The sequence below is a fragment of the Duganella caerulea genome (assembly GCF_040362985.1).
Taxonomy (GTDB): domain Bacteria; phylum Pseudomonadota; class Gammaproteobacteria; order Burkholderiales; family Burkholderiaceae_D; genus Rugamonas; species Rugamonas vulcania.
Map to the genome: position 1 here is coordinate 416162 of NZ_BPWJ01000004.1, position 21027 is coordinate 437188.

Sequence of the window (21027 nt, forward strand, 5' to 3'; positions counted from 1 at the left end):
AAGTTTCTCCCTCAGCCTACATTGTCCGCTATCGTCCCCGAAAGTATGTGACCCCGGTCACATTCTTTCATTTGGATACAATTGACCAGCCGGCGCCGCAACACGCCCGACAAAGCCGACGAAAGAGATGTAAAACCGTCAATTTTGCTCTATTCCATCCCGGCACAAGCCGTTATACTGGGCGATTATTTTACCTCAGCAACTATCGGCACGCTGCCGGTCCAGCCACCCAGACTACCGCTCATCTTGCGTATTCCGTTCACCGCCACCGCCGTCGCCCGCAGCTGCATCGCCCTGGCCGCGCTGCTGATCACCGCCTGGGTCCAGTGGGACCACGGCGGCGCCTCGCAGCGGCTCGACAACTGGCTGCGCGACCGCTACACGCTGATGCGCGCCAGCGTCCAGCCGGAGCAGCGCATGCTGCTGGTGGACATCGACGAGACCAGCCTGGAGCGCTACCCGTGGCCGTGGCCGCGCACCCGCATGGCGGAGATGGTGGAGGCGCTGCTGGCCGACGGCGCGCGCGGCGTGGCGCTCGACATCCTGCAGGAAAAGGCGGCCGACGCGGCCGGCGACGCCCGCATGACCATGCTGTCGCAGCACGCGCCGCTGGTCATGGCCCAGCTGTTCGATTTCGGCGAGCGCGACGATCCGCTGCACAGCGGCGTGCTGTCCGGCGGCGAGCCCGGCGCGGTGCCGGGCGCGGTGCCGGCCTACGGCTACATCGCCAACCACGCCGGGCTGGCGCAGGCCGCCCATTTCGGCAATATCGGCGTGGCGCCCGACAGCGACGGCGTGCTGCGCCGGGTGCCGATGTACACCACCTTCAACGGCCGCAGCTATCCGACGCTGTCGCGCGCGCTGTTCGACTGCTGCGCCGCCGGCCGGCCGCTGCCGCCCACCGCCACCGGCTGGGTACGCATTCCCTACACCCGCGCCTGGCCAGCCTACGAGGTGGCCAAGGCCGCCGACCTGCTGGACCAGCGCGTGCCGCCCGAGTTCATCCAGGGCCGGCTGGTGCTGATCGGCTCGTCCGCGCTGAGCATCGGCGACCGCGTGGCCACGCCGCTGGGCGCGCTCAGCGCGGGGCTGATGGTGCACGCCTCGATGCTGACCGGCCTGCTGGACCGCCAGGCCGGCCTGGCGCCGGCGCCCTGGCCCGGCAGCCTGATCGCGCTGCTGTTCTGCCTGGCCGTGACCGCGCTGTCGATCTACACGCTGCCGCGCCGCACCGCCGCCGTCAACATCGCGCTGCTGGCGGCCGGCTCGGCGCTGTGGCTGCCGCTGGCCTACCTGATCGCCCCGCACGACGCCGGCTTCGGCCCGTCCGGCCCGCTGCTGTCCATCCTGTTCCTGCTGCTGGTGGCGGTGCCCTTCCACTGGCAGCAGGCGCAGACGCGCTCGCGCCGCCTGCTCGACACGCTGCGCCAGTACGTGGCCGGCGACGTGGTCGACGAGCTGTTGCGCAGCAACCTGGAGGATCCGCTGGCCCCGCGCCAGCTGGAGGTGACCACGCTGATCGCCGACATGGAGGGCTACACCACCCACGTCGAGTCGCTGCCGGTCGAGGAGGCCGCGCGCCTGACCACCGAGTTCCTCGATTGCCTGACACGCCCGGTGCTGGCCATGCGCGGCACCCTCGACAAATACACCGGCGACGGCATGGTGGCGTTCTGGGGCGCGCCGCTGCCCAATCCGGACCACGCCAACCTGGCGCTGGACGCCGCGCGCGCCATGCTGCAGGCGGTGCGCCACCTGAACACGCGCCGCGCCGCCGCCGGCCAGCCGCCGCTGCGGGTGCGCATCGGCATCGAAAGCGGGCTGGCGATGGCGGGCGACTTTGGCACGGCCATGCGCAGCATCTATACTGCGGTAGGCGACAGCGTCAACACGGCCTCGCGGCTGGAGCAGGCGGCGCGCGACTACCCGTACGACATCATCATCGGCGAAGGAACGGTGAGCCGCGCGAGCCGCCACCGTTTCCGCCAACTAGGCCAGCGCACGTTGCGCGGCAAGGAGCACCCGATTAATCTGTACACCCTTGAGGACGCGCCATGCGCGCCGTAAGCCCACCGCTGCTGCTGGCGCTGCTGCTGACGCTGCCGTGGGGCGGCGCGTCGGCCGCCGGCCAAGTGCAGCCACCCGCGCAGCGCGACATCGTGGTGGCGGCCGCCGCCGACGGCGGCGCCAGCGCCGAGCCGGCGCCGTACGCGCCCATCCAGCAGGAAGAGCTGTACCTGGAGGCGATGCGGGCGCTGGCGGCCGACCAGCCCGAGCGCGCCAACGCCCTGCTGCTGCGCTTCCTGGAAGGCGAGCCGCGCCACGCCGGCGCCTGGCTGGACCTGGCGTTCAGCCAGTGCACGCTGGGCCACGGCGCCGAGGCCGAGCGGCTGTTCCAGGAGATCGAGCGCCGCTTCAAGCCGCCGCCGGCGATCCAGGAGCTGATCGACCAGCACCGCGCGCGCGGCTGCAACACGCGGCCGTCGTGGCGGCCGCTGTGGGCCGTGTCGCTGGGCCGCGGCTACGACAACAACATCAACCAGGGCGCCAGCAGCAGCGAGTTCTCCACCGGCAGCGGCAGCACGCTGACGCAATGGGAACTGCCGGCCGACTACATGCCCAAGCCGGACCGCCAGACGACGGCCGGGGTCGACTATCTGCAGCAACTCGACGAGACGGGCTCGCTGCTGATCGCCCAGCTGCGCGTGCGCCAGAACGACAATGTGCACGCGCAGGATTCGGCCTCGCTGCAGCTGGGCTACGAGCGGCCGTGGCAATTGGGCGCGTGGCGCGGCTACGGCACGGCGGCGTTCAGCGTGCTGCAGCTGGAACACCAGTTGTACCAGCGCCAGGAGCAGGTGCAGCTGCGCGCGACGCCGCCGCTGAATGTGCCGGAGAACCTGCAATGGTCGCTGCTGGCCAGCCTGAGCCATGTGCGCTATCCGACCCGCACCAAGTACGATTCCAACACGCTGGAGCTGGGCACCAGCCTGTACTGGCGCGGCACGCAGCAGGTGTCGTTCTCGCTGAGCGGCCTGCTGGACAAGGGCCAGAACGGCCGCCTGGGCGGCGACCGCCACGGCTGGTACAGCGCGCTGCAGCTGACCCAGCCGCTGCCCTACAAGAATCTCAAGGCCGAGCTGGGCTGGACACGCCAGGTCTGGCAGAGCAGCGATGTGTACTCGCCGGAGATCATCGACATCATCCGCCACCAGGACACGCGGCAGTTGCGCGCGGCCGTGGTGATGCCGATGGGTACGCACCAGAGCGTGCAGCTGGAATGGCGCGCGGTAAGAAATCAGGAAAACATCTCGCTGTTTCAATATAATAGCCATGCAATCCAGCTCAACTGGCGCTGGGACAATTTCTAACACCGTATCCAATGATTTCACACCGCCCCGCCCTCACCGCCACCGAGGCGCCATCGCCATGACGGCGCCCGACGAGCAAGCGCCCGCCGCGGCGCCGCAGGATCCGGCCGCGCCGCCGCTGGACCCGGTCGCGGCGGCGCTGGAGTCCGGCCAGCCGTACAGCATGCAGGTCCACCTGCGCAAGATTCCGCTGCTGGCCAATCTGACCGAAGAGGAAATGGCGATGGTGCGCGCCGACCTGCGCATCCGCCAGTACGCCAAGCGCGAGGTGGTGCTGCAAAAGGGCGCCAGCGGCGACAGCCTGCTGTTCCTGCTGCAGGGCCAGTTGCAGGTGATCGACATCACCGAGGACGGCCGCGCGATCGGCCTGCGCATGCTGGCGCCGGGCGACTTCTTCGGCGAGATCGCGGTGATCAACGGCACCATGCGCTCGGCCTCGGTCGTGGCGACCACGGCGGTGCTGGTGGCGCTGCTGCCGCGTAACACGGCGCTGCACCTGTTCTCGCACTCGCCGTCGGTGGCCAACCAGATGCTGCGCTTCCTTGCCGCCAAGGTGCAGCGCGATTCGGAATTCCGCGCCCTGCTCAGCATCCACAACACCGCCAAGCGCATCTACAGCTTCCTCGAACTGGTCAAGGAGAAGAAGGACGGCGACGTCGAGGTGGTGGAAAACCTGCCGACCCACCAGGACATCGCCAACATGATCAACACCAGCCGCGAGACCGTCACCCGCACGCTGCTGGCGCTGGTCCAGCAGGGCATCGTCAAGAAGGGCACGCACCGCCTGATCATCGTCGATCCGGAAGCGCTGCAAAAGCTGGCGCAGAGCTAGCGCGCGCGGCCGTCCGCGCGGGGGCGCCATGCTATAATCCGCCGCTTTGCCACCCGGCCCAAGCGCCACCGCCCCATGACGAAAAGCATCCGCCCGCTCCACCGCCGCGCCCCGCGCCGGCCCGCCAGCCAGACGGGAGTGGCACGATGATTTCACGCGCGATGTTCAGCGGCCTGTGGCGCTATCGCGGCTTCGTGCTGGGCAGCGTGCAGCGCGAGTTCCAGTCGCGCTACCGCGGCTCGCTGCTGGGCGCGGCGTGGACCGTGCTCAACCCGCTGGCCATGATCGTGGTCTACACCGTCATCTTCTCGCAGGTCATGGGCAGCCGCCTGCAGGGCAGCACCGCCACCTTCGCCTACAGCATCTACCTGTGCGCCGGCGTGCTGACCTGGGGCCTGTTCGCCGAGATCACCGGGCGCAGCCAGTCCGTGTTCATCGACCACGCCAACCTGATCAAGAAACTCCAGTTCCCGCGCATCTGCCTGCCCATCATCGTGGTGCTCAACGCGCTGGTCAACTTCTCCATCATCTTCGGCCTGTTCACCGCCTTCCTGGTGATCTCCGGCAGCTTCCCCGGCTGGGTCTACTTCGCGGTGTTCCCGGTGCTGCTGCTGCAGATCATCTTCGCCATCGGCTTGGGCATGGTGCTGGGCGTGCTCAATGTCTTCTTCCGCGACGTCGGCCAGTTCTTTTCCATCGTGCTGCAGTTCTGGTTCTGGTTCACGCCCATCGTCTACCCGGCCGCCACGCTGCCGGCGCCGGTGCGCGCGCTGCTGGTGTGGAACCCGATGGCGGCCGTGATCGGCGCCTACCAGCAGATCCTGGTCAGCGGCCAGCTGCCGCAGTGGGGCAGCCTGCTGCCGGTGGCCGTGGCCGGCCTGCTGTGCTGCGCGCTGGGCCTGCAGCTGTTCCGCAAACGCGCCGGCGAGATGGTCGATGAACTGTAAGCGCCACACCGGGAGCACACCATGGGCAGCATAAGCGTCAAACAACTGGGCAAGGCCTACAAACAATACGGCAACCGCTGGAGCCGCCTGGCCGAGTGGGTGCTGCCGGCCATGGGTCCGCGCCACCGCCTCAAGTGGGTGATCCAGGACGTCAGCTTCCAGCTGGCGCCGGGCGAGGCGGTCGGCATCATCGGCATCAACGGCGCCGGCAAGAGCACGCTGCTCAAGCTGATCACCGGCACCGCCCAGCCCACCACCGGCAGCGTGCAGATCACCGGCCGCGTGGCCGCGCTGCTGGAGTTGGGCATGGGCTTCCATCCCGAGTTCAGCGGCCGCCAGAACGCCTACATGGCGGGCCAGCTGCTGGGCCTGACCGTCGAGGAGATCAGCGCGCTGATGCCCGAGATCGAGGCCTTCGCCGACATCGGCGACTACATCGACCAGCCGGTGCGGGTGTACTCGTCCGGCATGCAGATGCGGCTGGCGTTCAGCGTGGCCACCGTGCGCCGCCCGGACGTGCTGATCGTCGACGAGGCGCTGTCGGTGGGCGACGCGTATTTCCAGCACAAGAGCTTCGAGCGCATCCGCGAGTTCCGCAAGCTGGGCACCACGCTGCTGATCGTCAGCCACGACCGCGCCGCGATCCAGTCGATCTGCGACCGCGCGCTGCTGCTCGACCGCGGCCGCCTGGCCTTCCAGGGACGGCCGGAGGAAGTGATGGACTACTACAACGCCCTGATCGCCGAGCGCGACGGCGTCAACGTCGAGCAGACCACCGCCGCCGACGGCCGCACCCAGACCAGCTCGGGCAACGGCAAGGCCACGGTCACCGCGATCAGCATCGAGAACGCCGACGGCGCGCCGCTGGAGGTGCTCAACGTCGGCGTGCCGGTCACGCTGCGGGTCAAGGTGAAGGTGCATGAAGACCTGCCGCGCCTGGTGCTGGGCTATATGATCAAGGACCGTCTGGGCCAGCAGATCTACGGCACCAACACCCACCACATGGAGCAGCCGCTGACCGGCCTGCGCGCCGGCGAGCAGATCGAGTACTGCTTCCGTTTCCCGCTCAACCTCGGCCCCGGCAGCTACTCGGTGACCACCGCGCTGACCAGCAACGAGACCCACCTGGCCGACAACTACGAGTGGCGCGACCTGGCGCTGCTGTTTATCGTCATGAACATGAACCGTAAAGAATTCGTCGGCACCAGCTGGCTGGAACCGGCGATCGAGATCGCCCGATGAGCGCCGGCTTCTACCGCGCCTTCGAGGACCGCTACCGCGGCTCGCGCGAGCTGATCAAGCAGCGCCTGCGCGCCTACGAGCCCTTCTTCGCGCCGCTGCGCACGCTGCAGGATCCGCCCGCCGCGCTCGACCTCGGCTGCGGCCGCGGCGAGTGGCTGGAGCTGCTGGGCGAACAGGGCTTCCACGCCCACGGCGTCGACCTCGACGACGGCATGCTGGCGGCCTGCCGCGAGCGCGGCCTGGATGTCGAGCTGGGCGACGCCGTCGCCTGCCTGCGCGCGCTGCCGGACAACAGCCTGGCCGTGGTGTCGGCCTTCCACCTGGTCGAGCACATCCCGTTCGAGCTGCTGCAGACGCTGGTGGCCGAGACGCGCCGCGTGCTGCTGCCGGGCGGCCTGCTGATCATGGAAACGCCCAACCCGGAAAACCTGGTGGTGGGCGCGTCCAGCTTCTACCTCGACCCCACCCACCTGCGGCCGATTCCGCCGCAGCTGCTGGCCTTCGTCACCGAGTTCGGCGGTTTCGGCCGCCACAAGGTGGTGCGCCTGCAGGAGGAAGCGGGCCTGCGCGGCGACACGCCGGTCGCCCTGATCAATGTGCTTGACGGCGTCAGCCCGGACTACGCGGTGGTCGCGCAGAAGCAGGCCGAGCCGGCCGTGCTGGCGCCGTTCGAAACCGCCTTCGGCGCCGGCTACGGCCTGGCGCTGGGCCAGCTGGCGCAGCGCTTCGAGCAGCGCCTGCAGGGCCGCGACGACGCCCTGCGCGCCGCGCTGGCCGAGCTGGAACAGCACACCATCGACAGCAAGCTGCGCCTTTCCGGCGCCGAGTCCGCGCTGGAAGGCTTGACGCGGCTGGGCCAGGCCAACGCGGCCCGCAGCGAGGAACTGGCGCGGTCGCTGGGCGAACTCGGCGGCCGCATGCAGGCCACCGAACAGGCGCTGCGCCAGGCCGAGGAGGCGCGCCAGCAGGCCGCGCAGCAAGTGGCCGCGCTGCTGGCCAGCAGCTCGTGGCGCATCACCGCGCCATGGCGCATGGTGGGCGGCTGGGCGCACCGGGCGCGCGTCGTGCTGCGTCCGCGCACCCGCGCCAGGGCCGCGCTGCTGGCCGCCGCCCGCACGCTGCAGCGTTGGCCACGCGTCAAGCGCCTGCTGCGGCCGCTGCTGCTGCGCATCCCCGGCGTGACCCGCGTCTACCAGGCCAGCATCGCCGCCGGCCAGGCCATGCCGCCCGAACCGCAGGCGCCGCTGGGCGACATGTCGCCGCGCGCGCTGCGCGTCTACCGCGACCTTCAATCCGCGCTCAAGAAGACAAGGAAACATTGATGCGTATCGTCATCGATTTGCAGGGAGCCCAATCCGAAAGCCGCTTCCGCGGCATCGGCCGCTATTCGCTGGCGCTGGCGCTGGGTGTGGCGCGCAACGCCGGCCCGCACGAGGTCTGGCTGCTGCTCAACGGCGCGCTGGCCGACGCCATCGCCGACCTGCGCACCGCCTTCGCCGGCCTGGTGCCGCCCGAGCGCATCTGCGTGTTCGAAGTGCCGGTGCCGCTGGCCGAGCTGCACACCGACAACAGCGCCCGCACCCGCGCCGCCGAGCTGCTGCGCGAGCACGCCATCGCCCAGCTGCGTCCGGACGCGGTGCTGGTCACCAGCCTGTTCGAAGGCTTTGTCGACGACGCCGTGGTCTCGGTCGGCGCCTTCGCCGGCGCCGAGCGCACCGCCGTGGTGCTGTACGACCTGATCCCCTTCCTCAATCCGGACGCCTACCTCGGCACGCCGGCCCAGCGCGCCTACTACGAGCGCAAGATCGCCTCGCTGCGCCGCGCCGGCCTGCTGCTGTCGATCTCCGACTACTCGCGCCAGGAAGCCATCGACGCGCTGCGGCTGGCGCCGGAGCAGGTGGTGGCCATCTCCACCGCGGTGGACGACAGCTTCCAGCCGGCCGCGCCGGACGCCCGCCTGTGGTCCGAGCTGCGCGCCCGCTACGGCCTGACGCGCGCCATGCTGATGTACGCGCCGGGCGGCTTCGACACCCGCAAGAACATCGACGGCCTGATCACCGCCTTCAGCCTGCTGCCGGCGACGGTGCGCGCCGGCCACCAGTTGCTGATCGCCAGCAAGGTGGGCCAGCACGACCGCGACGCGCTGCTGGCGCACGCGGCGCGCGCCGGCCTGGCCGCCGACGAGCTGATCTTCACCGGCTACGTCAGCGACACCGACCTGATCGAGCTGTACCGCAATGCCGCGCTGTTCGTCTTCCCGTCGCGCCACGAGGGCTTCGGCCTGCCGGCGCTGGAGGCCATGGCCTGCGGCGCGCTGGTGATCGGCGCCGACAACACCAGCATTCCGGAAGTGATCGGCTGTGACGAGGCGATGTTCAACGCCGACGACCCGGCCGCCATCGCCGCCAAGATCGCCGAGGTGCTGACCGACGACGCGCTGCAACAGCGCCTGCGCGCGCACGGCGCCCAACAGGCCAAGCGCTTCTCGTGGGACGTGACCGCACAGCGCACCGTGCGCGCGCTGGAGGCCTGGCGCGGCCAGGCCGGCGCTGACCAAGCCGCAGGCCAAGCCGCTGCCGGCGCCACGCCAACGCGCAAGCCGAAGCTGGCCTTCGTCACGCCGCTGCCGCCCGAGCGCACCGGCATCGCCGACTACGCCGCGCAGCTGCTGCCGGCGATGCTGGACCACTTCGACATCGAACTGGTGCTGCAACAAAACCAGCTGACGCTGGCGCCGGAACTGGCCGCGCTGCCGCAACGCAGCGTCGACTGGTTCGACCAGCACGCCGACGATTACGACCAGATCCTCTACCAGTTCGGCAACAGCCCCTTCCACACCCACATGTTCGGCCTGCTGCGCCGCCATCCGGGCGTGGTGGTGCTGCATGACTTCTTCCTGAGCGGCGTGCTGGCCTACGAACAGCGCACCGGCAACATGCCCGGCGTGTGGTCGCAGGCGCTGTTCGACAGCCACGGCTACCCCGCCCTGCTGGCAGGCCAGCACACCGACCAGGCCGAGGCGATGCGCGTCTATCCGTGCAACCTGGCGGTGCTGCAGGACGCCACCCGCGTCATCGTCCATTCCGAGCACGCCCGCAGCCTGGCGCGCCAGTGGTACGGCGAGCAGGCGGCGGCCAACTGGAACGTGGTGCCGCTGCCGCGCGCGCTGCCGGCGCAACAGGACCGCGCCGCCGCCCGCCGCGCGCTGGGCATCGCCGACGACGCGCTGCTGGTGTGCAGCTTCGGCTTCATCGCGCCGACCAAGCTGACGCTGGAGCTGATCGAAGCCTGGCTGGCCTCGCGCCTGCACGCCGACCCGCGCTGCGTGCTGGTGCTGGTGGGCGAGAACCACGGCGGCGACTACGGCGCCGACGTGACGGCCGCCATCGCCGGCCATGAACGCATCCGCATCGCTGGCTGGACCGACGAAGCGGTCTACCACCAGTACCTGCAGGCGGCCGACATCGGCGTGCAGCTGCGCAGCGTGTCGCGCGGCGAGACCTCGGCCGCCGTGCTCGACTGCATGAACTACGGCCTGGCCACCATCGTCAACGCCAACGGCTCGATGGCCGCGCTGCCGACCGACACGGTCTGGCAACTGGCCGACCATTTCGAGCTGGCGGCGCTGACCGCCGCGCTGGACGGCCTGCGCGACGACGCCGGCCGCCGCCAGGCACTGGGCGCGGCCGCAGCGCACCTGCTGCACACCGCACACAGCCCGGCGCAATGCGCGCGCCTGTACGCCGAGGCGATGGCCGAAGCGGCCGACGACGCGCGCCACGACCGTCCGGCGCTGCTGCGCGCGCTGGCAGAACGCGACGACCTGCCGGCCGACGAAGCCTCGCTGCAACAGCTGGCGGCGGCCATCGCCCGCCTGCCGGAGCCGGCGCTGCCGCGCCAGTTGCTGGTCGACGTCACCGCCATCGCCCGCCACGACCTGAAGACCGGCATCGAACGCGTGGTGCGCACCCAGGCGGCCGAGCTGCTGCGCGCGCCGCTGCCGGGCTGGCGCGTGGAGCCGGTGTACCTGACCGACGAGGGCGGCCGCTGGCACTACCGCTACGCGCGCCGCTACACCGCGCAACTGCTGGGCATCAAGGCCGAGCTGCACGACAGCGTGGCCGACACCAGCACCGGCGACATCTTCTACAGCGCCGACTACACGCCGGGCGCGGTGATGGCCGCCGCCCAGGCCGGCCTGTACGCGCACTGGCGCGCGCGCGGCGTGCAGGTCAACTTCCTGGTGCACGACCTGCTGCCGGTGCTGCGGCCGGAATTCTTCCCGTCCGGCGCCGACCAGAACCACGGCGCCTGGCTGCGCTGCATCGCCGCCGAGTCCGACCGCCTGATCTGCATCTCCGACGCGGTGCGCCAGGAGCTGCGCGAGTGGCTGCAACAGCAGGACGCCAAAGCGCCGCTGCCGAAGCTGGCGGTGCTGCACCACGGCGCCGACATCGGCAACGAGGCCGCCGCGCCGTCCGTGCCGGACGCCGGGCTGGCGCGCTGCACCGCGTTGCCGAGCTTCCTGATGGTGGGCACGATCGAGCCGCGCAAGGGCCATCTGCAGGCGCTGGACGCGTTCGAGCAATTGTGGGCCGAGGGTGTGGAAGCGCATCTGGTGATCGTCGGCGCCGAAGGCTGGAAGCCGCTGCCGGCGCACGAGCGCCGCACCATTCCGCGCATCGTGCAGCGCCTGCAACAGCATCCGCAACTGGGCAAGCGCCTGTTCTGGCTGCAGGGACTGGACGACCAGGCGCTGCAGCAGCTGTACCGCGACAGCGCGTGCCTGCTGGTGCCAAGCGAGGGGGAAGGTTTCGGCCTGCCGCTGATCGAGGCGGCCAGCCACGGGCTGCCGTTGCTGGCGCGCGCGCTGCCGGTGTTCCGCGAGGTGGCGGGCGAGCATGCGCAGTATTTCGACGGCACCGACGGCGCCGCGCTGGCCGAGGCCGTGCGCGCCTGGCTGGCGCTCGATGCGCAGGGCAAGGCGCCATCGTCGGCCGGCATGCCGTGGCAGACCTGGGCCGACAACGCGGCCGGCCTGCTGGCGGTGCTGCGCGGCGAACGAGGCTAAGGCTTAACCCGCACCCCGGACGCCGGGGTCGGGGTCGGGTCTACGGCTTTTCGTGGAAGCGTTCCAGGCCGACCTGCATGGTGCCGGTGCTGGTGCCCACGTCGTGATACAAAATCAGCAGATCCATGTTCTCGCGATCGCGGAACAGATATTCCTTCAAGCGCCGGATCTGGTCCGTGCTCAGCTGCCCGATGTTGTTGGTGGCCACCTGCTCCACATCCGAGTAGTAGCGCGAATACCAGCCGGCCACCTTCGAGCCGAACGAATCGGTCAACATCACCAGCCGGCGCTTGGGCGCCTTCGGATTGTGGAAGCGCGAGATGTCGTACAGCGTCTCGGCGTATTCCTTAAACTCGGGGAAGCAGCGCCCGCCGTAGCACGAGTCCACGCCGGACGCGGCGAAATCAACGCCCTGGATCGGCCCCTTCAGCTGGATGCCGGCGAACAGGCCCGAGATGTCGGACGGGATGTCATCCACCGTGACCACCGTCAGCGGCGGCGCGGCCGGCTCCAGCGGCCGGCCGAAGCGCGGCAGCGTCAGCCGCGCGACCTCGGCCAGGCCGCCGCCGCTCCAGTGGAACCAGTGCTTGGGAAACAGCACCTCGCGCTGGTTGATCTCGCGCATCTCCTGCAGCGGATAGTAGATCGACGGCTGCGCCTCCGGGCCGAAGGCGCCGGAAGCGAGCCAGCCGGCCACCGGCGTCGCGGCCGAGGCGCACACCGGCGCCAGCCAGGCCGGCAAGTCGTCGTACACCACCACCGGCGCCGACGGCACGATCATCATCTGCGGCCGCAGCCCCATCGCGTGGAAATCGTGGAACAGGCGGGCGATGTATTCCGGCGTGCCGGGCTTGGTCTCGCCGCCCGCGCAGGCGGCCTTGACGGCGGAGAAGCGCGGCACGTTGGTGCCGTGCGCGCTGAGGAAGATGCGGCCGTGGCGGCCGGCCTCGACCTGGATCGACGGGAATTCGTGGAACAGGCGGTAGCGCAGCCGGTTGTGGGCTTGCAGCAGCGCGGCGCGGAAGCCGAAGTTGTCGTTGATCCAGGCATCGAGCTTGGGCGGCAGCGCCAGCGCCGACGGCCAGTCGGTGGGCCGGTCCGGCAACGAGGCCAGCACGCGGTTCTCGCCGCGGCGGTCGTGCACCGCGTGCATGCCGCCGACGATGGCGGGGATGGACAGCAGCGCAACCAGCGCGATCTTGGCCGCGTGCCGGCGCAGCGGGCCGGCGGAGGAAACAGACGTCATCATCAGAAACGGAAGTAAATAAACGGGTTGTAGGTGCCGGCGGCCATGTTCAGCACGCACAGCAGGAGGGCCGCCACCAGCGCGGCCGAGCGCAGCGGCGCGGCCCGCAGCAGCGCCGAGGCGCGGCCGTCCAGCGTCTGGCGCGGCAGGCGCACGGTGGCGATCAGCGTGCCGATCGCCAGCGCCACGGCCGACGAGGCGGTGAAGTCGAGCTGCCACGGGTGCGGCATGGCCGCCTCGGGCTGCAGGCCGGCCATGGTGCGCAGGAAGGACAGCGCGTGCGGCACGCTGTCGGCGCGGAAGAACACCCAGCCCAGCATCACCATCAGCAGCGTGTAGGCCTGCGCCACCAGCGCCGGCAACCGCGCCAGCGCCGCGCCCAGGCCCAGCCGCTCGAGCACCAGCAGGGCGCCATGCCACAGGCCCCAGATCACGAAGGTCCAGGCGGCGCCGTGCCACAGGCCGCACAGCAGGAACACCAGCCCCAGGTTGAGGTAGGTGCGCAGCGGGCCGTGGCGGTTGCCGCCCAGCGGGATGTACAGGTAGTCGCGGAACCAGGACGACAGGCTGATGTGCCAGCGGCGCCAGAATTCCGTCATCGACAGCGAGGCGTACGGGCGCTCGAAGTTGGGCGGGTAGCTGAAGCCCAGCATGTGGCCGATGCCGATCGCCATGTTGGAGTAACCGCCGAAGTCGAACAGGATCTGGATGGTGTAGCAGGCGATGCCGATCCAGGCGCCGGCCGTGGTCAGCTGCGACGGGTCCTGGCCGAACAGGCGGTCGGCCGACAGCGCCACGGTATTGGCGATCAACATCTTCTGCGCCAGGCCGACGATGAACTGGCGGAAGCCGGCCCAGATGCGGGCGTTGGGCAGGTCGCGGTGCTCGATCTCGTGGGCGATCTGGCGGTAGCGCACGATGGGGCCGGCGATCAGTTGCGGGAACATGGCCTTGTACATGGCGAAGCGCCAGAAGCTGCTCTGCACCTCGATGTCGCGGCGGTAAAGGTCGATCAGGTAGGAGATGCCCTGGAAGGTGAAGAACGAGATCCCCAGCGGCAGCACCACGGCCGGCACCGTCACGCCGTGGCCCAGCGGCTGCGCCAGCTGGTTGTAGATGCCGGCGAAGAAGCCGATATATTTGTAATACATCAGGAACGCCAGGTTGGCCGCCACGCCCAGCACCAGCATGGCCTGGCGGCGGCGCTCGCCTTTGGAGGCGTTGATCAGCCAGCCCACCCCGTAGTTCAGCAGAGCCGACGCCAGCAGCAGCGGCACGAAGCGCGGCTCGCCCCAGGCGTAGAACAGCAGGCTGCCGACCAGCAGCACGCCGTTTTTCCACGGCAGCACGTAATACAAAATCAGGAACAGGGGGAAGAAATAGAATAAGAACGTGGCGGAACTAAAAACCATGAAATAACCTCGATAGGGGACCGGCCGGGTCGCAGCAGTCAACAAAAAGATTGCTGGGGCGAACATTATCGCAGACCTGCCGTATAATCACGGCGGATTATACTTGCCTTATATGTAACCGGCTGTAACGGCACTTGCCGCACCAAGGGCCGCCCCGTACCTTAAACGCCCCCGCATTGACGCACCCTAACCACCAAAGCCACCGAAGACTATGCAGCAAACCAAATCCCCGTCCGTCGCCGTCGTCATTCCCAGCTACAAAGTGACGCGCCATATCCTCGGCGTGCTGGCGGCGATCGGCCCCGAGGTGGACCGCATCTACGTGGTCGACGACCGCTGCCCCGACCAGTCCGGCGCCTATGTGCGCGCCCATAACACCGACCCGCGCGTGGTGGTGGTCGAGCACACGGAGAACCAGGGCGTGGGCGGCGCCGTCATGAGCGGCTACCAGGCCGCCATCGCCGACGGCGCCGACATCATGGTCAAGGTCGACGGCGACGGCCAGATGGATCCGGGACTGATCCCGGCCTTCATCGCCCCCATCCTGGCCGGCGAGGCCGACTACACCAAGGGCAACCGCTTCTTCGACCTGGAGCAGATCGGCAGCATGCCGCCGATGCGCCTGTTCGGCAACGCCATGCTGTCGCTGCTGACCAAGCTGTCGTCCGGCTACTGGGACCTGTTCGACCCGACCAACGGCTACACCGCGATCCACCGCGACGCCGCCCGCCACCTGCCGTTCCACAAGATCAGCAAGCGCTACTTCTTCGAGACCGACATGCTGTTCCGCCTCAACACGCTGAACGCGGTGGTGCACGACGTGCCGATGAACGCGGTGTACGGCGACGAGGTCAGCAACCTGAAGATTTCCAAGATCGTCACCGAGTTCATGGCCAAGCACGTGCGCAACTTCTGCAAGCGGGTGTTCTACAACTACTACCTGCGCAATATGTCGCTGGCCTCGATCGAGCTGCCGCTGGGCGCGCTGATGCTGGTGTCGGGCAGCGTCTACGGCGGCTTGCACTGGATCGACTCGGCCCGCGCCGGCCTGCCGACCGCGGCCGGCACCGTCATGCTGTCGGCCATGCCTATCCTGATGGGCATGCAACTGCTGCTGGCCTTCCTGGCCTACGACATCGCCTCGGTGCCGCGCAAGCCGCTGCAGGGCCGCGTGCGCGTGACGCGCAGCACCCTCGTCCGCGACTGACGGCACGGCGCGTGGCCGCCAGGCGCGGCCGCGTTGCGGCCGCCCCACTTCAACCCATTCGATAGCCCATGCGCCCATTACACCGCCTTGCCGCCCGCATTCCCCGCCTGTCCGATCCGGCCCTGTTTTCGCTGGCGCTGCTGGCCATCTTCCTGTTCATCGTGTTCCGCAACATCGGCCTGTATCCGACCGTGTTCGGCGACGAATGGTCGTACAGCAGCTTCACCCGCCTGACGCCGTTCAAGGACACGCAGGTGCCGTCCTACCTGTACTACACGGTGTACCGGCTGACCAACTTCTGCGGCGAGGGCTTCCTCGAGTGCGCGCGCCTGATCAACGCCGTGTTCTACGTCGCCGCCACGCCCTTCCTGTACCTGATCGCGCGCCAGTACATGCCGCGCCGGCTGGCCGCCGTGGTCGCGCTGCTGGCCGTGCTGGCGCCGACCAATAGCTACACCGCCTACTTCATGCCGGAGGCCATGTACTTCTGGGCCTTCTGGGTGTTCAGCTGGACCGTGCTGCGCGGGCTGGGCCGGGTCGACGTCCGCGCCGTGATGCTCAGCTCGGCGATCCTGGGCCTGATGGCGATGGTCAAGGTGCACGCGCTGTTCCTGATCCCGGCCTACGTGGTGTACCTGGCCTATGCCGCCTTCGCCCAGCGCAAGGCCGGCGACGGCTGGCGCTGGCTGCGCAAGGCGCTGCTGCTGGTGGTGGTGGCGCTGGCCACTGCCGCCGCGGTGCGCTTGTCGGTGGGCTACCTGTACGCCGGCCGCAACGGCCTCTACCTGCTGGGCACCTTCTATTCCAACCAGGCGCAGACCCGGCCCGGCGTGGGCGTGCTGATCCAATTGGGACTGGCCAGCCTGCAGGGCCACCTGATGGGACTGGTGCTGATGTGCGGCATGCCGCTGGCGGCCGCCGCGCTGCTGTGCGCCAGCCGCGTCCAGCGCAACGGCGCCGCGCGCGGCAGCAACACGCTGCTGGCCTACGCCGCGCTGATGATCCCGTCGCTGGTGGCGGTGACCGCGCTGTTCACGGCGCTGGTGGCCGGCGGCGGCAGCGGCGAAAGCGGCGCGCGCCTGCACATGCGCTACTACGATTTCGCGCTGCCGCTGATGCTGATGCTGGCCGGCACCCAGCTGGCGGCGCCGCGCCCCGGCGTGGGCTGGCGCGGCCGCCTGCTGGTGGCGCTGCCGCTGCTGCTGGCGACCTGGGCGGCCTGCCGCTACCTGGTCCCGGTCTACACCCCCAACTACATCGACAGCCCCACCCTGTACGGCATCACGCGCGACCACGGCAGCATGCTCGGGCTGACCGCCTTCGGCGTGGCGGCGCTGCTGCTGTGGATCGCCCAGCCGCGCCAGGCGGCGCGCTGGTTCGTCTACATCGTCACGCCGCTGGTGGTGGTGGTCTCCGGCGTCAAGCTCAACCAATACACCCGCATGGCGCAGCACGCGGACGCCTTCGTCAAGGCCGGCCAGTTCGCGCACCACTACCTGGCGCCTGAGGAGCTCAAGCACCTGACCATCATCGGCGACGACGGCGGCAACCTGCTCAAGAGCCGCTTCTTCGTCGACAGCGTCGAGGCCAGCGTGCTGCAGGTGCCGCCCGGCCAGCCGATCCCGGCGGAGACGCTGGCGCAGCCGCACGCCTGGCTGCTGGTGGTGGGCGACTATCCGCTGCCGGCCGGCGCGGTGCGCCACAGCGGCATGCGCGGCTTCACGCTGGCGCGCATCGTGCCGCCGGAGGAGGCGCGCCAGCACCGTTTCGCCGAGGCCGAGGACAACACCCTGCGCAGCACCGGGCTGTCGGGCATGGAGGACTGGGGCCGCTGGTCCGACGGCGAGCTGGTCACGCTGCGTTTCGCCCAGCCGCTGCCCAAGCAGTTGCTGCTGCGCCTGGACGTGGCGGCCTACGGACCGAACGCCGGCCTGGACTTCCAGGTGACGGCCGGCGGCCAGACCCTGCCGCTGCGCGCGGACGGCACGCACGGCATGAAGGAACTGCGCTTCACCACAGACGGCACGGTGCGCGTGATCACCATCAAGGTGCCGAAGCCGACCTCACCGCAGGAACTGGGCAACGGCAGCGACCAGCGCAAGCTGGGCATCGGACTGTACAGCCTGGAAACCATCGACGCCGCCTTGCCGCAGCCGTGAGCCAGGCGGCTCAGCGCTGGAACACGAGGAATTTGGCACTGAGGAAGTTCAGCGCCAGCCCGGCCAGCGTGCCGCAGCACACCGCCAGCAACGGCGCGGCCGGCAGCAGCGGCGCGGCGGCCGGCCAGTGCGCCATCAGCGCGATCACGGCGGCCGAGACGCCATAGTTGACGAAGCCGCCGAAGGCCATGGCGCCGACGTAGCGCCACCACTGGCGCCACGGGCTGTCGGTTGCGGCGTCGAAGGTGTAGCGGCGGTTGATCTGCCACGTGACCCACACGGCCGACAGGAAGGACAGCACGCGTCCGGCGTGGAAGCCGCTGCCCAGCGCCAGCGCCAGGTACAGCACCAGCACATCGACCGCCAGCCCGGCCACGCCGGCCACGGCAAATCGCAGCAACTGCAGGCGGACGTGCGGCGCCAGCATGGGTCAGGCGTCGGACGCCGGGCGCGGCGCCGGCACCGCTAGGTAGGCGAAGCGCTTCTGCTCGATGCGGCCCTTGGTCACGGTGTCGAGGATCAGGCCGCACGACAGCGACAGCACGCTCAGCATGCCCAGCCCGGTGCACAGCACGGCCGTCGGCAGGCGCGGCACCAGGCCGGTGCGCAGATAGGTGGCGACCAGCGGCTCGGCCAGCACCAGCGCCAGCAGCGCGCACAGGCCGGCGCCCAGGCCGAAGAACGGCAGCGGCTTTTCGTTCTTGAACAGCTTGACGATCATCCACAGGATGCGGACGCCATCGCGGTAGGTGTTGAGCTTGCTGACCGAGCCGTCCGGCCGCGCGCCGTAGCGGGTCGGCACCTCGGCCACCGGCATGCGCAGTTCCAGCGCGTGCACGGTCAGCTCGGTCTCGGTCTCGAAGCCGGCCGCGTGCGCCGCGAAGGACTTGGCGTAGCGGCGCGAGAACACGCGGTAGCCCGACAGCATGTCGGTGAAGGTGTTGCCGAACACGGCCGCCACGCAGCCGGTCAGCAGGCGGTTGCCGAAGCGGTGGCCGAAGCGGTAGGCTTCCTGCTCGTCGCTGTGGCGGGTGCCGACCACCATGTCCAGGCTCTCGTCGAGCAGCCGGCGCACCAGCTGCGGCGCCACGCTGGCGTCGTAGGTGTCGTCGCCATCGACCATCACGTAGGCGTCGGCGTCGACGTCGGCGAACATGCGGCGGATCACATTGCCCTTGCCCTGCTGGCGCACGCTGCGCACGATGGCGCCGGCCGCGCGCGCCACGGCCTGGGTGTCGTCGCTGGAGTTATTGTCGAACACGTACACCGGCGCGCCCGGCAGGCAGGCGTTGAAGTCGCGCACGATGGCGGCGATGGTCAGGGCTTCGTTGTAGCACGGGACAACGATGGCGATCCGGTGCTGGGGAAAGGGATTCAATTGAGCATCTGTAAGTATCGGTGGCGAAATTGTACAGGAGTCCGGTCATGCCGCACACCGCAGCGGCCCACCGCTTTGCCCCCGCCGCGAGCGGACGCTGCTAAAATGGCAGCCCTTCGGCCTTCGGATCGCATTCTTCATGGTTAAACAGATGTTCCTGCAACGCCAGTTCCTGGTCTTCGTGGCCGGCGGCGTGCTGACCGCGCTGATCGACATCGGCCTGATGCAGCTGGCGCTGCGCGCCGGCCTGCCGCCGCTGACGGCGGCCAGCCTCGGCTTCGTGGCCGGGCTGGTGGTCAACTACGCCTTCCACGCCCGCATCACCTTCGCCCGCCTGAGCCAGAGCCACAGCATGTGGCGCTACCTGGTGGTGGTGGCCGTCAACTACGGCCTGACGCTGCTGCTGGTGGCGCTGGCGACAAAGCTGCTGGGCAGTCCGCTGGCCGGCAAGCTGGTCTCGCTGCCGGTGGTGGCCGCCAACGGTTTCCTGTTGAGTAAATTCTGGGTATTCAAATGACTGCTGACATCGCCACTCCCACCCTGACCTTCGCGCCGGTGCGCTACGACGAGGCCGCGCTGGCCAAGTACGGCGCGCTGTTCGCCGCCTGCTTCCCGGACGCGTCCAAGTTCACACCGGCCTACCTGCGCTGGCTGTACGCCGACAATCCGGACGGCGCGGCGGCCGGCTACGACGCCTGGGACGGCGAGCGCCTGGCCGCGCACTACGTGTGCGTGCCGGGTGTGGCGCGCATCGGCGGCCAGGACGTGCGCGTGCTGCTGTCGCTCAACACCGCCACCCATCCGGACTACCAGGGCAAGGGCCTGTTCACCAAGCTGGCCGCGCTGACCTACGACAGCGCCCGCGAGCAGGGCTACGACGCGGTCTACGGCGTGGCCAACGCCAACAGCACGCCCGGCTTCATCCGCAAGCTGGGCTTCCAGCTGGTGCGGCCGCTGGAGGCGCGGCTGGGCTGGGGCGGGGTCGGCACGCGGCCGCACGGCCAGGGCGCGGCGGTCAGCTTCGAGCGCCAGCGCAGCGCGGCCGCGCTGGCCTGGCGCTGCGCCAACCCCGACAACCCGGTGCGCATGCGCCGCCGCGGCGCGCTGTGGCAGTTCGACGCCGCCGCGCTGAGCGTGGCGCGCGCCTACGGCGAGCTGGCGCTGCCGGCCGGCGCCGCGCCGGACGCCAACCAGGTGGCGGGCGGCTGGGCGCCGGCGCGCCTGTTCCTCGGCCTGGTGCCGGACAGCGAACGCCGCTTCACCGGCTACCCGTCGATCCCGCAGCGCCTGCGGCCGTCGCCGCTGAACCTGATCTACCGCTCGCTGTCCGGGCGCGTGGCGCAGCTCGATCCGGCCGCGATCCGCTTCAGCTTCCTCGACTTCGATGCCTACTAAGCGCACCGCCGGCACGGCGCTGTTCCTGTTCGCCCACCAGGACGACGAGTACGGCGTGTTCCAGGCCATCGAGGACAGCCTGCGGCGCGGGCGCCGGGTGGCCTGCGCCTACCTGACCGAGGGCGCGGGCGGCTCCGGCCCGCGCCGCAACGCCGAGTCGCTGGCGGTGCTGGCCGGCATGGGCGTGGACGCGCGCGAGGTGGCCTTCGCCGGCGACCGCCTGGCCATTGTCGACGGCACCCTGCCGCGCCACATGGCGGCGGCCGGCGACTGGCTGCGCGACTGGCTGGCGTCCTTCGACGACGTCGAACTGATCTGCGTGACCGCCTGGGAAGGCGGCCACCACGACCACGACGCGCTGCACTTCCTGGCGGCCCACGCGGCCGAAAAGCTGGGCCTGCTCGCGCGGCTGCGCCAGTACTCGCTGTACAACGCCCTGGGGCGGCGGGCGCCGTGGTTCAACGTGCTGGCGCCGCTGGCGGCCAACGGCGCGGTCGAGCGCGCGGCCATCGGCTGGGGCGCGCGTGTGCGCCACCTGGGCCGGCTGCTGCGCTATCCGAGCCAGTGGAAAACCTGGGTCGGCCTGTTCCCCTTCGTGCTGTGGCACTACCTGCGCCACGGCAGCCAGCAGCTGCAGCCGGTCGCGCTGGCGCGGCTGGCGCAGCGCCCGCACGACGGCCCGCTGTACTACGAGCAGCGCCGCTTCTACACCTGGGAAGCGATGCAACAAAATATGACGGAGTGGCTGGCGCACCGGTGAGTTTTGG

Annotated in this window: 16 protein-coding genes; 12 read left to right on the forward strand and 4 right to left on the reverse strand. The window is 69.8% G+C overall.

Going from position 1 to position 21027, the window contains the following annotated elements; translation table 11 throughout:
* Nucleotides 1-246 precede the first annotated feature (246 nt).
* From ACUJB0_RS14635 to ACUJB0_RS14665, 7 genes are all read left to right on the forward strand, one after another.
* Nucleotides 247-2067, forward strand: a complete 1821-nt coding sequence (locus ACUJB0_RS14635; protein WP_444845859.1) for a CHASE2 domain-containing protein — start codon at nt 247-249, stop codon at nt 2065-2067.
* Nucleotides 2055-3371 carry a tetratricopeptide repeat protein gene (locus ACUJB0_RS14640; RefSeq protein ID WP_444845860.1) on the forward strand — a complete coding sequence of 439 codons (1317 nt, stop codon included), beginning with the start codon at nt 2055-2057 and terminating at the stop codon, nt 3369-3371. The genes ACUJB0_RS14635 and ACUJB0_RS14640 overlap by 13 nt, the downstream gene beginning before the upstream one ends.
* 58 nt (nt 3372-3429) lie before the next feature.
* On the forward strand, nt 3430-4203 hold the full coding sequence (locus ACUJB0_RS14645; RefSeq protein ID WP_444845861.1) for a Crp/Fnr family transcriptional regulator: 774 nt from the start codon (nt 3430-3432) through the stop codon (nt 4201-4203).
* 146 nt (nt 4204-4349) lie between these two features.
* Nucleotides 4350-5150, forward strand: coding sequence for an ABC transporter permease (locus ACUJB0_RS14650; RefSeq protein WP_444845862.1), 801 nt, complete (start codon nt 4350-4352; stop codon nt 5148-5150).
* A gap of 21 nt (nt 5151-5171) precedes the next feature.
* Nucleotides 5172-6392, forward strand: coding sequence for an ABC transporter ATP-binding protein (locus ACUJB0_RS14655; protein WP_444845863.1), 1221 nt, complete (start codon nt 5172-5174; stop codon nt 6390-6392).
* Entirely contained in the window at nt 6389-7714 is a 1326-nt protein-coding gene (locus ACUJB0_RS14660) for a class I SAM-dependent methyltransferase (protein WP_444845864.1), read from the forward strand. Before ACUJB0_RS14655 ends, ACUJB0_RS14660 begins: the two co-directional genes overlap by 4 nt.
* A complete protein-coding gene (locus ACUJB0_RS14665) occupies nt 7714-11463 on the forward strand; it encodes a glycosyltransferase (RefSeq protein WP_444845865.1) in 3750 nt (1249 codons plus the stop codon). The genes ACUJB0_RS14660 and ACUJB0_RS14665 overlap by 1 nt, the downstream gene beginning before the upstream one ends.
* A gap of 40 nt (nt 11464-11503) precedes the next feature.
* On the opposite strand, the gene ACUJB0_RS14670 is transcribed toward ACUJB0_RS14665, so the two are convergent.
* Both ACUJB0_RS14670 and ACUJB0_RS14675 read right to left on the reverse strand, forming a co-directional pair.
* The gene (locus tag ACUJB0_RS14670) at nt 11504-12712 is read right to left on the reverse strand and encodes a hypothetical protein (protein WP_444845866.1); all 1209 of its coding nucleotides are present in this window, start codon (nt 12710-12712) and stop codon (nt 11504-11506) included.
* Nucleotides 12712-14121: an MBOAT family O-acyltransferase gene (locus tag ACUJB0_RS14675; RefSeq protein WP_444845867.1), complete on the reverse strand. Its 1410-nt coding sequence runs from the start codon at nt 14119-14121 to the stop codon at nt 12712-12714. The genes ACUJB0_RS14670 and ACUJB0_RS14675 overlap by 1 nt, the downstream gene beginning before the upstream one ends.
* 211 nt (nt 14122-14332) lie before the next feature.
* Between ACUJB0_RS14675 and ACUJB0_RS14680 the strand changes: the two genes are divergently transcribed.
* Together ACUJB0_RS14680 and ACUJB0_RS14685 are read left to right on the forward strand one after the other, a co-directional pair.
* Nucleotides 14333-15328: a glycosyltransferase family 2 protein gene (locus ACUJB0_RS14680; protein ID WP_444845868.1), complete on the forward strand. Its 996-nt coding sequence runs from the start codon at nt 14333-14335 to the stop codon at nt 15326-15328.
* Between the two features lie 68 nt (nt 15329-15396).
* Complete coding sequence (locus tag ACUJB0_RS14685; protein ID WP_444845869.1) at nt 15397-17487, forward strand: DUF7024 domain-containing protein; 2091 nt, start codon at nt 15397-15399, stop codon at nt 17485-17487.
* 10 nt (nt 17488-17497) lie between these two features.
* On the opposite strand, the gene ACUJB0_RS14690 is transcribed toward ACUJB0_RS14685, so the two are convergent.
* Together ACUJB0_RS14690 and ACUJB0_RS14695 are read right to left on the reverse strand one after the other, a co-directional pair.
* Nucleotides 17498-17914: a GtrA family protein gene (locus tag ACUJB0_RS14690; RefSeq protein ID WP_444845870.1), complete on the reverse strand. Its 417-nt coding sequence runs from the start codon at nt 17912-17914 to the stop codon at nt 17498-17500.
* A gap of 3 nt (nt 17915-17917) precedes the next feature.
* The gene (locus ACUJB0_RS14695) at nt 17918-18865 is read right to left on the reverse strand and encodes a glycosyltransferase family 2 protein (RefSeq protein ID WP_444845871.1); all 948 of its coding nucleotides are present in this window, start codon (nt 18863-18865) and stop codon (nt 17918-17920) included.
* Between the two features lie 139 nt (nt 18866-19004).
* On the opposite strand from ACUJB0_RS14695, the gene ACUJB0_RS14700 reads away from it, so the two are divergent.
* Genes ACUJB0_RS14700 through ACUJB0_RS14710 form a run of 3 tightly spaced genes read left to right on the forward strand, consistent with a single transcriptional unit; the run spans nt 19005 to nt 21020 of the window.
* Nucleotides 19005-19382 (forward strand): GtrA family protein, encoded by a 378-nt coding sequence (locus ACUJB0_RS14700; RefSeq protein ID WP_444845872.1) that lies wholly within the window; start codon nt 19005-19007, stop codon nt 19380-19382.
* A complete protein-coding gene (locus tag ACUJB0_RS14705) occupies nt 19379-20260 on the forward strand; it encodes a GNAT family N-acetyltransferase (protein WP_444845873.1) in 882 nt (293 codons plus the stop codon). The genes ACUJB0_RS14700 and ACUJB0_RS14705 overlap by 4 nt, the downstream gene beginning before the upstream one ends.
* Nucleotides 20250-21020 carry a PIG-L deacetylase family protein gene (locus ACUJB0_RS14710; protein ID WP_444845874.1) on the forward strand — a complete coding sequence of 257 codons (771 nt, stop codon included), beginning with the start codon at nt 20250-20252 and terminating at the stop codon, nt 21018-21020. Before ACUJB0_RS14705 ends, ACUJB0_RS14710 begins: the two co-directional genes overlap by 11 nt.
* Nucleotides 21021-21027 lie beyond the last annotated feature (7 nt).

Excerpts from the sequence above, each read along its gene's own strand:
- ACUJB0_RS14640 (WP_444845860.1), top strand. The coding sequence starts at position 2,055 with ATGCGCGCCGTAAGCCCACCGCTGCTGCTGGCGCTGCTGCTGACGCTG.
- ACUJB0_RS14645 (WP_444845861.1), top strand. The coding sequence starts at position 3,430 with ATGACGGCGCCCGACGAGCAAGCGCCCGCCGCGGCGCCGCAGGATCCG.
- ACUJB0_RS14650 (WP_444845862.1), top strand. The coding sequence starts at position 4,350 with ATGATTTCACGCGCGATGTTCAGCGGCCTGTGGCGCTATCGCGGCTTC.
- ACUJB0_RS14655 (WP_444845863.1), top strand. The coding sequence starts at position 5,172 with ATGGGCAGCATAAGCGTCAAACAACTGGGCAAGGCCTACAAACAATAC.
- ACUJB0_RS14660 (WP_444845864.1), top strand. The coding sequence starts at position 6,389 with ATGAGCGCCGGCTTCTACCGCGCCTTCGAGGACCGCTACCGCGGCTCG.
- ACUJB0_RS14665 (WP_444845865.1), top strand. The coding sequence starts at position 7,714 with ATGCGTATCGTCATCGATTTGCAGGGAGCCCAATCCGAAAGCCGCTTC.
- ACUJB0_RS14670 (WP_444845866.1), bottom strand. The coding sequence starts at position 12,712 with ATGATGACGTCTGTTTCCTCCGCCGGCCCGCTGCGCCGGCACGCGGCC.
- ACUJB0_RS14675 (WP_444845867.1), bottom strand. The coding sequence starts at position 14,121 with ATGGTTTTTAGTTCCGCCACGTTCTTATTCTATTTCTTCCCCCTGTTC.
- ACUJB0_RS14680 (WP_444845868.1), top strand. The coding sequence starts at position 14,333 with ATGCAGCAAACCAAATCCCCGTCCGTCGCCGTCGTCATTCCCAGCTAC.
- ACUJB0_RS14685 (WP_444845869.1), top strand. The coding sequence starts at position 15,397 with ATGCGCCCATTACACCGCCTTGCCGCCCGCATTCCCCGCCTGTCCGAT.
- ACUJB0_RS14690 (WP_444845870.1), bottom strand. The coding sequence starts at position 17,914 with ATGCTGGCGCCGCACGTCCGCCTGCAGTTGCTGCGATTTGCCGTGGCC.
- ACUJB0_RS14700 (WP_444845872.1), top strand. The coding sequence starts at position 19,005 with ATGGTTAAACAGATGTTCCTGCAACGCCAGTTCCTGGTCTTCGTGGCC.
- ACUJB0_RS14705 (WP_444845873.1), top strand. The coding sequence starts at position 19,379 with ATGACTGCTGACATCGCCACTCCCACCCTGACCTTCGCGCCGGTGCGC.
- ACUJB0_RS14710 (WP_444845874.1), top strand. The coding sequence starts at position 20,250 with ATGCCTACTAAGCGCACCGCCGGCACGGCGCTGTTCCTGTTCGCCCAC.